General features: G+C 61.7%; 10 protein-coding genes and 1 tRNA gene. 9 read left to right on the forward strand and 2 right to left on the reverse strand.

Translation table 11 applies throughout. The features are described from left to right. Nucleotides 1-114: 114 nt before the first annotated feature. From IGW04_RS00005 to IGW04_RS00035, 7 genes are all read left to right on the forward strand, one after another. Nucleotides 115-1,509, forward strand: a complete 1,395-nt coding sequence (locus tag IGW04_RS00005; protein WP_194710972.1) for a TIGR03013 family XrtA/PEP-CTERM system glycosyltransferase — start codon at nucleotides 115-117, stop codon at nucleotides 1,507-1,509. A 19-nt stretch (nucleotides 1,510-1,528) separates the two neighbouring features. Continuing rightward, nucleotides 1,529-3,622 carry an XrtA/PEP-CTERM system histidine kinase PrsK gene (gene prsK, locus IGW04_RS00010; RefSeq protein ID WP_194710973.1) on the forward strand — a complete coding sequence of 698 codons (2,094 nt, stop codon included), beginning with the start codon at nucleotides 1,529-1,531 and terminating at the stop codon, nucleotides 3,620-3,622. Continuing rightward, nucleotides 3,619-4,971, forward strand: coding sequence for a PEP-CTERM-box response regulator transcription factor (gene prsR / locus IGW04_RS00015; protein WP_194710974.1), 1,353 nt, complete (start codon nucleotides 3,619-3,621; stop codon nucleotides 4,969-4,971). The genes prsK and prsR overlap by 4 nt, the downstream gene beginning before the upstream one ends. A gap of 10 nt (nucleotides 4,972-4,981) precedes the next feature. Continuing rightward, on the forward strand, nucleotides 4,982-6,568 hold the full coding sequence (locus IGW04_RS00020) for an acyl-CoA ligase (AMP-forming), exosortase A system-associated (protein WP_194710975.1): 1,587 nt from the start codon (nucleotides 4,982-4,984) through the stop codon (nucleotides 6,566-6,568). Continuing rightward, a complete protein-coding gene (locus tag IGW04_RS00025) occupies nucleotides 6,568-7,818 on the forward strand; it encodes a pyridoxal-dependent decarboxylase, exosortase A system-associated (protein WP_194711365.1) in 1,251 nt (416 codons plus the stop codon). Before IGW04_RS00020 ends, IGW04_RS00025 begins: the two co-directional genes overlap by 1 nt. A gap of 131 nt (nucleotides 7,819-7,949) precedes the next feature. Further along, complete coding sequence (locus IGW04_RS00030) at nucleotides 7,950-9,392, forward strand: mannose-1-phosphate guanylyltransferase/mannose-6-phosphate isomerase (protein WP_194710976.1); 1,443 nt, start codon at nucleotides 7,950-7,952, stop codon at nucleotides 9,390-9,392. A 211-nt stretch (nucleotides 9,393-9,603) separates the two neighbouring features. Beyond that, nucleotides 9,604-9,828, forward strand: coding sequence for a hypothetical protein (locus IGW04_RS00035; RefSeq protein WP_194710977.1), 225 nt, complete (start codon nucleotides 9,604-9,606; stop codon nucleotides 9,826-9,828). 24 nt (nucleotides 9,829-9,852) lie between these two features. Here the strand turns inward: IGW04_RS00035 and IGW04_RS00040 are convergent, their stop codons facing one another. Continuing rightward, nucleotides 9,853-10,617, reverse strand: coding sequence for a S1 family peptidase (locus IGW04_RS00040; protein ID WP_228526712.1), 765 nt, complete (start codon nucleotides 10,615-10,617; stop codon nucleotides 9,853-9,855). Between the two features lie 69 nt (nucleotides 10,618-10,686). Continuing rightward, nucleotides 10,687-11,478 (reverse strand): YdcF family protein, encoded by a 792-nt coding sequence (locus IGW04_RS00045; protein ID WP_323744784.1) that lies wholly within the window; start codon nucleotides 11,476-11,478, stop codon nucleotides 10,687-10,689. 150 nt (nucleotides 11,479-11,628) lie between these two features. Here IGW04_RS00045 and IGW04_RS00050 point away from each other — a divergent pair. Both IGW04_RS00050 and IGW04_RS00055 read left to right on the forward strand, forming a co-directional pair. Continuing rightward, nucleotides 11,629-11,721: transfer RNA gene (locus IGW04_RS00050), tRNA-Leu, on the forward strand. A 482-nt stretch (nucleotides 11,722-12,203) separates the two neighbouring features. Continuing rightward, a complete protein-coding gene (locus tag IGW04_RS00055) occupies nucleotides 12,204-13,322 on the forward strand; it encodes an acyltransferase family protein (RefSeq protein WP_194710978.1) in 1,119 nt (372 codons plus the stop codon). The last annotated feature ends 310 nt before the right edge of the window (nucleotides 13,323-13,632 follow it).

Here is a 13,632-nt window from a genome sequence, read left to right on the forward strand (position 1 = left end):
CTCCCACTGGTCATCCCGCAATCCGTAACGTCTTGTCATCACCCCTCAGCGCTACGCGCCCCATCATTACTTTCAACGCGCTAATGACCAGGCAAATTTCCGAGAGTTCAATTGATGACACGCCCTAATCACTACGTATCGAAGATTGCGTCCGCACTGCTGATTATCGAGATAGCGATCCTCATTGCGTCTGCCTACCTGGCTGCGGCAGTTCGCCTGCCCGGTGAAGGCGGTTTCTTCCGCACCGACGACCATCAGTTCCTGCCATCGGCAATGGCCTTTGCGCTGTCCATGGTGTTTGCCATGACTGCGCTGGGAATGTACCAGCATGACTTCCGGGAGGGGCTGCGTAACACTTTGCTGCGCATGATGCCTTCCTTCCTGCTGGGCTTCGTGCTGACCGCCTTTGTGTTCTACATGATGCCGAGCTTCTACTTCGGCCGCGGCATCCTGGTGCTGATGCTGGCGTTCGCCGCCTGCGGCATCCTGGTGGTCAGGGTGGTGCTGTTCAAGTCCTCCGAATCACGCCTGCTGGAGTCGCGCATCCTGTTCCTCGGCGCCGGTTCGCTTGCCAAGGAATGCGCCGACCTGGCCAGCAACAATGGCGGCTATCACAAATATGACGTGGTGGGCTTCGTGCCCATGCCCGATGAAACGCCGGCAGTGGCTGGCGGCACCATTCTTCCAGTGGGCCGGTCGCTGGTCGCCATTGCCAGCGAACATAACGCGTCCGAGATCGTGGTGGCCGTGCAGAACCGGCGCGGCGGCGCCTTTCCGATCCGTGAGCTTCTGGACTGCAAGCTCAACGGCATCAAGGTGATCGATTCGGCCACCTTCTTCGAGCGCGAAGCCTGCCAGATCCGCGTCGATTCGCTGCAGCCGAGCTGGTTCGTGTTCGGCAGCGGCTTCGACCAGACCTTCATGCGCAGCCTGGTCAAGCGGGCGTTCGACCTGTTTGCCAGCCTGCTGATCCTGCTTGGCACGCTGCCCGTGACCGCGGTCACCGCACTGCTGATCTGGCTGGAGGACCGTTCGCCGATTTTCTACCGCCAGGAACGGGTGGGCGAGGACGGTAACACCTTCATGGTGCTGAAATTCCGCAGCATGCGCACCGATGCCGAGAAGGAAGGCGCGCCGGTATGGGCCAAGACCGGCGACACCCGCACCACCCGCGTCGGCCGGGTGATACGCAAGCTGCGCATCGACGAGATTCCCCAGGTGCTGAACGTGATCAAGGGCGACATGAGCTTCGTTGGCCCCCGTCCGGAGCGCCCGTTTTTCGTCGAGCAGCTGTGCGAGCAAGTGCCTTACTACAACATGCGCCACAGCATCAAGCCGGGCATCACTGGCCTGGCGCAGGTCCGTTACCAGTACGGCGCCTCGGTGGAAGATGCGGTGCAGAAGCTGCAGTACGACCTGTACTACGTGAAGAACAACAGCCTGTTCCTGGACCTGCTGATCCTGCTGGATACGCTGCAGGTGGTGCTCCTGAGCAAAGGCAGCAGGTGAATCTGGCGAGGTCAGCGCCATGGTAGTCAACGTCATCGCGGTCAGTTACGGCATCGCGGCGGCGGCCTTCCTCCTGCTGACGCTCCTGATGGTCACGAGCTGGCGCGGGCGGCTGCACGGCATTGCGCTGGCAGTGGCCAGCGGCCTGACCGCGGCATGGGCCGGCCTGGTGGCGCAGCAGGCCACGCATGGCATACAGCTGTCGCTGTTTTCCGATGTGCTGGAACTGGCGCGCGACGCCGCCTGGACCATCTTCCTGCTGCTGGTGCTGAACCCGTACCGCAAGAGCGGCGGCACGCCGGCGCTGCAGTCGAAACTGGCACTGCCGGGGCTGGTCGCACTCTACCTGCTGTGCGCGGTCGGCACGGTGTACACCCGCTGGATCGCGCGCGATGTCGATGCGCTGGTCTACTTCATGTTCAACTTCGTTGGCCGGGTGGCGCTGGCCGTGATCGGCATGCTGCTGGTCGAGCAGCTTTACCGCAGCACGCCGCCGCAGGAGCGCTGGGCCATCAAGTTCGCCTGCCTCGGCATCGGCGGCCTGTTCATCTACGACTTCTATCTCTACAGCGACGCCATGCTTTTCCGCTCGCTGAGTTCCGAGATCTGGGCCGCGCGCGGCATGGTCAATGCGCTGGCCGTGCCGCTGATCGCGGTCTCGGCGGCGCGCAATCCGAAATGGTCGCTCGACATTGCGGTGTCGCGCCGGGTGATCTTCCATTCGGCCGCGGTGTTCGGCGCCGCGCTTTACCTGCTGCTGATGGCCGTGGCCGGCTACTGGCTCAAGTTCTTCGGCGGCAGCTGGGGCGCGGTGATGCAGGTCACTTTCTTCGCCGCCGCGCTGGCGCTGCTGGCCGGCATCGTGTTCTCGGGCACCGTCCGCTCGCGGCTCAAGGTATTCATCAGCAAGAACTTCTATAACTACAACTACGACTACCGCGAGGAATGGCTGCGTTTCACCCGCACCCTGTCGACCAAGGGGCCGGGACTGGGCGAACGGGCGATACAGGCCATCGCCGACCTGGTCGAGAGCCCGACCGGCGCGCTGTGGCTGCAGAACGGCGCAGGCTACAAGATGGAAGCCCAGTGGCATATGCCCGATGCCGCCGGCAGCGAACCGGCCGGCAGTGCGTTCTGCCAGTTCCTGGAGCAACGGCAATGGGTCGTCGATCTCGGCGAGCTGCGGGACAACCCGGAAAAGTACGACAACCTGGCGCTGCCCGGCTGGCTGTCGGGCCTGGAGCGGGCCTGGCTGGTGGTGCCGCTGATCATGCATGAAAGCCTGCTCGGCTTCGTGGTGCTCTCCCAGCCGCGCAGCCGCATCGTGCTGGACTGGGAAGTCACCGATCTGCTGAAGATCGCCGGCAATCAGGCTGCCAGCTACCTGGCCCAGCAGCAGACGGCCAATGCGCTGATGGTGGCGCGCCAGTTCGAGTCGTTCAACCGGATGTCCACCTTCATCGTGCACGACCTTAAGAACCTGATCTTTCAGTTGTCGCTCCTGGTGGCCAATGCCGAAAAGCACAAGAACAATCCCGAATTCCAGAAGGACATGATGGAAACCCTGGACAATTCGGTCAAGAAAATGAAGCTTCTGCTGCACAAGCTCAACAGCAGCGACTCGATCGAGGGACCGGCGCCGCTTTCTCTTGATAAACTGCTAAGCCAGGCAGTGGCGCTGAAGTCGCAATTCGAACCCAGGCCGACTCTGGAATTGGCCGACACCGGTTTGACGCTGCTGGCCAACTGGGGCCGCATGGAAAGGGTGGTGGGCCACCTGATCCAGAATGCGATCGAGGCCTGCGGCCGCGACGGCAGGGTGCTGGTACGATTGCGCCGCGATGGCGCCAACGCCGTGATCGAGGTTGTCGATAACGGCACCGGCATGAGCCAGGAATTCATCCGCGACCGGCTGTTCAAGCCGTTCGAGACCACCAAGTCCGCCGGCATGGGCGTGGGCGTTTTTGAAAGCCGGGAATATGTGCAGGAGCTGGGCGGCCACCTGGAAGTGCAGAGCCGACAGGGCGAGGGCACCAGCTTCATCATTACATTACCGCTGAACGGCCAACGGGCCGCGCAGCAGCAAGACGAACAGCAAGAGGAGTCGGCGTGAGCCAGTCTAAGAAACATCTGCTTATCATCGAAGACGATCCGGGCCTGCAAAAGCAGTTGCGCTGGAGCCTGGACGACTATGACGTTCTGGTGGCGGGCGACCGCGAGGCGGCGCTGGCCATGGTGCGCCGGCATGAGCCGGCCGTGATCACCATGGACCTCGGCCTGCCGCCCGACCCGGACGGCGCCACCGAGGGCTTCGCCACGCTGCAGCAGATCCTGTCGCTGACGCCGGACGCCAAGGTCATCGTCCTGACCGGCAACCAGGACCGCGCCAACGCAGTCAAGGCCATCGGCCTCGGCGCCTATGATTTCCACCACAAGCCCTTCGATCCGGAGATGCTGTCGCTGGTGATCAACCGCGCCTTCTACCTGCATGCGCTGCAGAAGGAAAACCGCAAGATCCTGTTGAACCAGGCCGACTCGCCGATGGCCGGCGTGATCAGCCGCGACCCCGGCATGCTCAAGGTCTGCCGCAGCATCGAGAAGGTGGCGCCGACCTCGGCCAGCGTGATGCTGCTGGGCGAAAGCGGCACCGGCAAGGAAGTGCTGGCCAGGGCGCTGCATCAGCTGAGCCCGCGCGCCGACAAGCGCTTCGTCGCCATCAACTGCGCGGCGATTCCGGAGAACCTGCTCGAGTCCGAGCTGTTCGGCTATGAAAAAGGCGCCTTCACCGGCGCTGCCAAGCAGACCCTGGGCAAGATCGAGACCGCCAACGGCGGCACCTTCTTCCTCGACGAGGTGGGCGATTTGCCGATGCCGCTGCAGGCCAAGCTGCTGCGCTTTTTGCAGGAGCGGGTGATCGAGCGCATCGGCGGGCGCGAGGAAATTCCGGTGGACGTGCGCATCGTCTGCGCGACCCACCAGAACCTGAAGGAGCTGGCCAGCGCCGGCCGCTTCCGCGAAGACCTGTATTACCGGCTCTCGGAAATCGTGATCACGATACCGCCGCTGCGCAACCGCATCGGCGACACCGCGCTGCTGGCGCATCATTTCAAGAACCGCTTCTGCAGCCAGGAAGGCCGCTCGTCGCTCAGCTTCAGCGACGATGCGATGGCGATGATCGAGACCCATCCGTGGCCGGGCAATGTGCGCGAGATGGAAAACATCATCAAGCGCGCGGTCATCATGGCCGATGGCCCGCAGATCGTGGCCGACGACCTCGGCCTGGGCGACTCCCCGGCGACCGATGAATTCATGAACCTGCGCCAGGTGCGTGATGAAGCCGAGTACAAGGCCATCATCAAGGCGCTGGCCCGGGTCGACGGCAATATCGTGCGAGCCGCCGAACTGCTCGGGGTCAGCCGGCCGACGCTGTACGACCTGATGAGCCGGCACGGCATCAAGTAGGCGAGCCGCAATGAGTCTGTTCGTAAGCGACTTCATCCAGGCCTCGGCGGTACGCGCGCCGGACGCGGAAGCGCTGGTGTACGGCGATCGACGCTTGAGCTATGCGGAACTGGCGCGCGAGGTGGAAACCTGGTCGCAGGCGCTGCTGGCGCATGACATCGGCGCCGGCGAGCGGGTTGCCGTCTATTTGGAAAAGCGGGTGGAGACGGTGGCAGCGCTGTTCGGCGCGGCCGATGCCGGCGCGGTCTTCGTGCCGGTCAACCCGCTGCTCAAGGCAGAGCAGGTGGCCTATATCCTGGCCGACTGCGGCGTGCGCATCCTGGTGACCTCGGCCGAGCGGCTGGCCGCGCTGGCGCCGGCGCTGGCCGGCTGCGCCAGCCTTCATACGGTGATCGTGACCGGCCAGGCAGCCGCTGCGGCGATGCCGCCCGGCGTGCGCCTGGTGCCAGCGGCGGACCTGCCGCTGGCCGCGCCGCCGCGTCAGCGCCATCGCCGCATCGACGCCGATGTCGCCGCCATCCTCTACACCTCCGGCAGCACCGGCCAGCCCAAGGGCGTGGTGCTGTCGCATCGCAACCTGGTGACCGGCGCGAAGAGCGTGGCCGCCTACCTGCATAACCGCGCCGACGACCGCATCCTGTCGGTGCTGCCGCTGAGCTTCGACTACGGCCTGTCGCAGCTGACCACCGCATTCCTGTGCGGCGCCTGCGTGGTGCTGATCAACTACCTGCTGCCGCGCGACATCGTGCGCGCGGTGGCGCGCGAGCGCATCACCGGCCTGGCCGCGGTGCCGCCGCTGTGGATACAGCTGTCGCAACTGGAATGGCCGGAGGCCGGCACCCTGCGCTACCTGACCAATTCCGGCGGCGCCATGCCGCGCACCGCGCTGTCGGCCTTGCGCCGGCTGCTGCCGCAAGCCGAGATCTATCTGATGTACGGCCTGACCGAGGCCTTCCGCTCGACCTATCTGCCGCCGTCGGAACTGGAACGCCGGCCCGACTCGATCGGCCGCGCGATTCCGAATGCCGAAGTGATGGTGGTGCGTCCAGACGGCAGCCCGTGCGATCCGGACGAGCCGGGCGAACTGGTGCACCGCGGCGCGCTGGTGGCGCTGGGCTACTGGAACGATCCGGCGCGCACCACCGAGCGTTTCCGGCCCGCGCCCGGCCGCGAGGGCGGCTTGCCGCTGCCCGAGATCGCGGTCTGGTCGGGCGACACCGTGCGCATGGATGCCGAGGGCTTCCTGTACTACGTCGGTCGCAGCGACGACATGATCAAGGTGTCGGGCTACCGGGTCAGCCCGACCGAGGTGGAAGAGGTGATCTACGGCGCCGGCGGCGTGCTGGAGGCGGCGGCGGTTGGCCTGTCCCATCCGACGCTGGGCCAGGCCATTGCCGTGGTCGCGGTGCCGCTGTCCGATGCCGACCTCAGCGCCGACAGCCTGACGGCTGCCTGCCGGCGTGCGCTGCCGGGCTACATGGTGCCGGCCACCATCGTGATCCGGCACGACAGCCTGCCGCGCAACCCGAACGGCAAGATCGACCGCAAGCTGCTGCAAGCCGAGCTGGCAGCCCCGCAACTGAAGAAGCAGGCATGATGAGCACTTCCCGCAATACCCGCCCGGTGCATGCGCCGCAGACCCATTTCCAGACCGAGAACAACTGCCTGCTGGTGGGTGGCATTCCGGTCACGCGGCTCGCCCAGCGCGTCGGCGCCACGCCGTTCTTTGCCTATGACCGCAGCCTGCTGACCAGCCGCGTCGCGCACCTGCGCGCCAGCCTGCCGGCGGCAATCGAGCTGCATTACTCGGTCAAGGCCAACCCGATGCCGGCGCTGGTGCAGCACATGGCCGGCCTGGTCGACGGCTTCGACGTTGCCTCGGCCAGCGAAATGCGGGTGGCGCTCGACACCCCCATGGATGCAGCCGAGGTCAGCTTCGCCGGCCCCGGCAAGACCGATGCCGAACTCGGCCAGGCGATCGCCGCCGGCGTGGTGCTGAGCCTGGAGTCGCCCGGCGAGGCGCGGCGCGCCGCCCGTATCGGCGAGGCGCTGGGCATTCAGCCCAGGGCGCTGCTGCGCATCAATCCGGATTTCGAGATGAAGTCGTCCGGCATGAAGATGGGCGGCGGCGCGCGCCAGTTCGGCGTCGATGCCGAGGAAGCGCCGGCCCTGCTGCGCGAAATCGGCACGCTCGGCCTAGACTTTTACGGCCTGCAGATCTTCAGCGGCTCGCAAAGCCTGTCCGCCAGCACCATCGTCGATGCCCAGAGCCAGACTTTCCAGCTGGCCCAGCGCCTGGCCGACCATGCGCCCGCGACGATCCGCCTGCTCAATATCGGCGGCGGCTTTGGCATTCCCTATTTCCCGGGCGAGCAGGCGCTGGACCTGCATCCGATCGCGGACAACCTCCATGCCTGGCTGCCGCGCGTCAAGGACGCCTTGCCGCAGGCCCATGTGGCCATCGAGCTGGGCCGCTACCTGGTGGGCGAAGCCGGCGTCTACATCAGCCGGGTAACCGACCGCAAGGTGTCGCGCGGCCAGACCTTCCTAGTGACCGACGGCGGCATGCATCACCAGTTGGCGGCCTCCGGCAACCTGGGCCAGGTCATCCGGAAGAACTATCCGGTGGCGATCGCCAGCCGCATGGAAGCCGGCGAGGAAGACACGGAAATCGTCAACATCGTCGGACCGCTGTGCACGCCGCTCGATATCCTGGCCGACCGCATGCCGCTGCCGCGTGCCGACGTCGGCGATCTCGTCGCGGTGTTCCAGTCAGGCGCCTATGGGCCGACTGCGAGCCCTTCCGGGTTCCTGAGCCGTCCAGCCGCCGCAGAGGTGCTGGTGTAGCGGGGACGGCAGGCGTAGCCGTCTTACGAAGGTTTTCGTCTGTATGTTTCCATACTAAAAAAGTTACAAGCGTTCTCACGAGAATTTACAAAATTGCGCGATCAGCGCATCAACATGAAAGGAGCCACACGATGGCCAATATCTACCCAGTGATCCTGTCAGGCGGATACGGCACCCGTTTATGGCCGCTGTCCCGGGCAGCGCTGCCCAAGCAACTGCTGCCGCTAGCCTCCGAAAAAACCATGCTGCAGGAAACCGCGCTGCGCGTGGCCAACTGGCCCGAACTGCAGCCGCCGCTGCTGGTATGCGGCGACGAACACCGCTTCCTGGTCGCGGAGCAACTGCGCGAAATCGGCATCAAGCCTACCGGCATCCTGCTGGAGCCGGAAGGCCGCAATACCGCGCCGGCGGTGGCGGCGGCGGCGCATTTCCTGCTGGCCCGCGACAAGGAGGCGGTCATGCTGGTGCTGCCTGCCGACCATGTGATCGGCGACGTCGAGGCCTTCCATGCCGCCGTGCAGAGGGCGCTGGATGTGGCGCTCGGCCAGGGCGCGCTGGTGACATTCGGCATCGAGCCAACCGGTCCGGAAACAGGCTACGGCTACATTCGCTGCGGCAACGCGGTGGCCGGCTTCGATGGCTGCTTCGGCGTCGACCGTTTCGTCGAGAAGCCCGATGCCGCCACTGCGCAGCAATTCCTCGACGACGGTGCCTACAGCTGGAACAGCGGCATGTTCCTGTTCGAGGCGTCGCGCTATCTGGAGGAACTGCGCCAGTTCCAGCCGAGCATTGCCGAGCAGACCGAGGCCGCGGTCGCCAGCCGCCACGGCGACCTCGATTTTTGCCGCATGGATGCTGCCGCTTTCGCCGCCAGCCCGTCCGACTCGATTGACTATGCGGTGATGGAACATACCAGGCATGCAATCGTGGTGCCGGCCTCGCTGGGCTGGAACGATGTCGGTTCATGGTCGGCACTGTGGGAAGTGCAGCAGGGCGATGGCGAAGGCAACGTGCTGCGCGGCGACGTCTATGTCGACCGGGTGAAGAACTCGCTGGTGCGCTCCGAGAGCAGGATGGTGGCGCTGATCGGCGTGGAAGACCTGGTCGTGGTGGAAACCGACGATGCGGTGCTGGTCGCGCACAAGAACCATGTGCAGGACGTGAAGAAGGTGGTCGAGCATCTGAAGCGCCATGAACGCACCGAGCACCTGAATCACACCCGCGTCTACCGGCCCTGGGGCTACTACGAGGGCATCGACGCCGGCAGCCGCTTCCAGGTCAAGCGCATCATGGTCAAGCCGGGCGAAAAGCTGTCGCTGCAGATGCATCATCATCGCGCCGAACACTGGGTCGTCGTGCGCGGCACCGCCCGCATCACCTGCGGCGAGACCGTGAAGCTGCTGAGTGAAAACGAGTCGACCTACATCCCGATCGGCGTAACGCACCGGCTTGAAAACCCCGGCAAGATGCCGCTCGATATCATCGAAGTCCAATCCGGCAGCTATCTGGGCGAGGACGATATCGTGCGATTCGAAGACATCTACGCACGGGCACCCGAGTCCAAAGCACAGTAATTTCTGTCGGAAAGTTTTACAGGGTGATGACGGCGGTGCCGCAAGTGATTGAATTCACGCGGTTCCGCTATGGGCACGCTTATTGCTAAATCCTCTATGTAACAGTTTGTAAGCAAAGAAAGAATTGTGAAATTTACAATTAACTTTGCGGCCGCCAGGTCGGGCAGGCAGACACCGGCCAGGCGGATTCCAAGAGAGAATGGACACGATAATGACTACCCAAGAGCAGATTGCCATCAGCACCATTCCCGCCGCGGCGACCCGGTTTGCGCGGCGCGACTTTCTCAGCGCCCACATCGTCGAAGTGGGCATCCTGTTGCAGGAACAATTCGGCGTTGAACACGCGGCCGCCTTCCTGAAGGACAACTTCATCCACCTTGATGTAGCAATGCGGGTGCTGCTGCGTCCTTCCGAGCGTCGCCGGCCGCAGGCCTGAACTTAAGCCCTTAAGCTGCCCGCTTTATTTTCCCTGAAGCAGGCGGCTGATGTAATTTCCCGGAATCGCATACGCAATGCCGCTCGGATTGCTGACCGCGTTTTCCTTGACTCCCTTGACATAGACCATATTGATGATGCCCACCACGCCACCGGTGGCCGGGTCGAACAGCGGGCTGCCGCTGTTGCCTGGATAAGCGGTGGCATCGAGCTGGAACACCATCAGCGACGAGCGCTGGATCTGGGCGATCATCTTGGCATCGAGCCGGCTGGCGGTGGATGCCGGCATCGCCAGCGGCGTATGGGCCGACAGCATCGCGCGATGGGTCACATGGCGCATTCCCAGCAGCATGCCGAGCGGGAAGCCAGTAAAGCCCAGCATCTGGCCTTCCTCGACCTTGTCCGAATCCTGCAGCTTCAGCACCGGAAGCGGCGTGCCGCTGATGCGCAGATGGGCCAGGTCATGCTCCTTGTCGACTGCCGCCACGGTAGCCGTGCGAAACACCGGTGCCGCGCCTTCCCCGGTAATGATGCCCAGCATTTCCTTCTGCTCCGTGTTCAGTGCCGCCGGCAGCACGTGGGCGTTGGTGATCACGCTCAGGCCATCGCCCACGGCGAAGCCGGTGCCGCGGAAGTCGGCCGATGGGCTGCGGGTTTGCTGGAAGGTGCCAATGGCAACGACTGCCGGCTTGACGCGCTTGATCACCTCCACCATTTCCTGGGCCTGCACGGGCAGGGCGGCCAACATGGCGATGGCGAGCAGGCAGGCACGGCGACGACGGAGAAACATGGAAAACCCCTTAATTAAACAGACACAGTGAAGGAAGAGAGTAAGCGCCGGGCGCTGGCCGTGTAGACTTTAATCGCCAGCCGCGTGATATCGCCAGCGATACCATGCGATGCCGATCAGCTCATAGATTGCATACCAGGATTGCCGCAAGCCTTCCGCGCTCGGCAGAAACGCTGAAAACCCCAGCGGCGGGTGGCTGAAAAACAGGGTAGGGGCGGCGACCACCACCAGGCCGGCGCGCTGGAAGGCATTGCGGGCGCGCGGCATGTGCATTGCGTCGGTCACTAGCAGGATGCGCGTGACGGCTTCAGGCCGCAGCACCTGGGCGCTGAAACTGGCGTTTTCGGCCGTATTCCTGGACTGGCCCTCGATCCATTTCACCGGCACGCCGAAATCCTCGCGCAGCGCCGCGGCCATCGCGTCCGCCTTCGACCAGGCGTTGTCGTCCACCACGCCATTGCCGCCCGACACCAGCACCGGCAGCCTGGTTTCGCGCTGCAGCCGCGCGGCATAGCGCAGCCGCCCGAGCGCGACGTAATCCGGAATGTCCCGCCCGCCATATTCCGCCGCATCTCGCAGCCGCCCCGCGGCCAGCACCACGATGGCCTGGGCGCCGGTATTGTGGACCGCCTGCAGCGGGGCCGTAAGCCGCTCCAGCGGTGCCACGAACAGCCGCGCGCCGGCAGTGGTCGACAAGACGAACAGCGCCGCCACGGCGCCATAGAACACGACCCGGCCAGCGGCAGGCGACCGGCGCCGCAGCAGCAGCCCGAGCAGCATCAGGAGGAACAGGCTGCTGGGCGGCAGTATCAGTTCACGGGGAAGATCAGCCAGCGTTGCCAGCACAGCGGTCATGCTCATTGCGTTCCTGCGCTCCATCGGAAAATGCGCGCCAAGTAGATACCATGCGTGCGATTGCCGTCAAGCAGGATCATCAACAAAAGCTTGCCGAAAACTCATCCAATTCCCTTGAAGCCATAAACCGCCATGCTAGAATCTCGTCCTCACTCGGCCCGAGTGGTGAAATTGGTAGACACAGCGGACTTAAAATCCGCCGCTTACCCGAGAGGGGGCGTACCGGTTCGATTCCGGTCTCGGGCACCAGGTTATCCAACACAATGACAAAATCCGTATTTCCTCTCGGGAAAGTGAGAATTTTTGTTTTCTCACACTTTACAAGACAGTTTTAGACGCCAGGAAGCCAACGGTATCCACTTGCGGCGATTCCTGAGCCTTATTTGTATTGGAATAACAATTCAAGTAAAGCTTATGCAATCCTCCGCATGGTTTGTGGTAAGCACGCACGTGGCCTTTCTCACGGCGAAGAAGGCTTGAAGATTAAGGAATAAGTCGGCTAGCACTTTAGAATCTTTGCCGTCGAGCGGATACATGATTTGATAAGTAGATTTCGCCATGTATTAATCTGTTGCGAAAAGTCGATGAGTACTTATATTGGCCTTCTTTATCTACCTTGGGAAATTTGTACCGAGTCTGCAATTGGTCTCTTGAAGTAGGTGTTAGATACAAAACTCTAACCGGGCCTTTCGCTAGATGGTATAGTTTCTATAAAATAACTAGGGTGGGCTATGAAAAAAGGACATACTGAACTGGAAGTGCCTCCAGCACACACTAGAAACGCATTTGATTTCATTCGATTTATAGCGGCGTTCGGTGTCTTGTATTCGCATAGTTTTCCCTTGACTGGCCTACCTGACCACAAATATTTTGCCGGCTTGAGCATTGGTGCCCTCTGTGTATTTGTGTTCTTTTCGATCAGCGGCGCCCTCGTCATGCGAAGTTGGGAGCGCTCCCCAAATCTTTATAATTTTTTACGTAATCGCATCCTGCGAATTTTTCCTGGACTGTTTGTCTGCCTTATTTTTTCGGCATTCTTGGTCGGGCCTTTTGTTAGTACGCAACCCTTCGCCGATTACGTGGTGAGCCTGAGTCCATACCAGTACGTCTTGTCGGGCTTAATCATGTTCACGGACGAGCACAGCACAATTCAAAACGTTTTTAGCCTTAACCCATATCCAAACACCCTCAACGGATCACTGTGGACTATCCGCTATGAAGTTTTTATGTACCTTGTGCTTGCAGTCTTGTGCGTTACGTTCAGGAGAAAAACCTTGGCGATTGGCACTATGCTTTTTGTCTTCATCGTCGTCTGGTTTAGCGGAAAATTTTCAGGAATGTACGATCCAGGAGAGATTTTTTGGCGTCTACATGTTGTCGGTATGGGCGGCGCGTTGCTCAAGATAGCACCATTTTTTTTGATCGGAGCACTTCTGGCACGTACTCCACGAGAAGGCTTTCGCCCGCTACTTGCAGTCGTGGGGCTAGTAGTTACATATTTCTTTAAACATTCCGATTATGGCATTGCCATGCTTTGGGCAGCACTTCCCTATGCAGTTCTCACTGCTGCATATCATTTACCAAAAATCTTCAACCGCTTCGGAAAGTATGGCGATTTTTCTTATGGGATTTACTTGTACGCTTTCCCAGTGCAGCAGACGTTGACTTGGTGTGGCATCACAGTCGTGTGGCAGCACGTCGTATTAAGCACCTTCATCACGCTGCTTCTCGCTGTCCTTTCCTGGAAACTTATCGAATCTCCAGTATTGCAAATAAAGCAGCGGAATAGGACCGTGTTATCGGAATCGAATTCTCCACTCGCACACGGGCCTGGAACTGTCAGTCAGTGAGCTAGTTAATCTCGCTTTTCGACGGTAGAGCGTTCAGAGTTTGATTAGCGTTGTGGTCCATAATCTGTAAGGAAAAATAGTTCGCGGCTTCATCTACCGAAGATTTAACGAATCATCGTTGCTACAGAGGGTTTGACTGCTACTTTTATCTTCAGTTTCCCACTGAATTGCGTCGAACTGGCTAGAGCATTTAAAAGCGTTGAGTTATGTCATTGTGCTTGCGTTATTGAAGAAATCGTTCAGATCTTGCTGATAAAACCAGTCTCCATTTGGCATCCGAAAGTCGCGTGCTCTGGGCGGGTTTCCCGGT

It is taken from the genome of Noviherbaspirillum soli (assembly GCF_015352955.1).
Classification (GTDB): Bacteria; Pseudomonadota; Gammaproteobacteria; order Burkholderiales; family Burkholderiaceae_D; genus Noviherbaspirillum_A; species Noviherbaspirillum_A soli.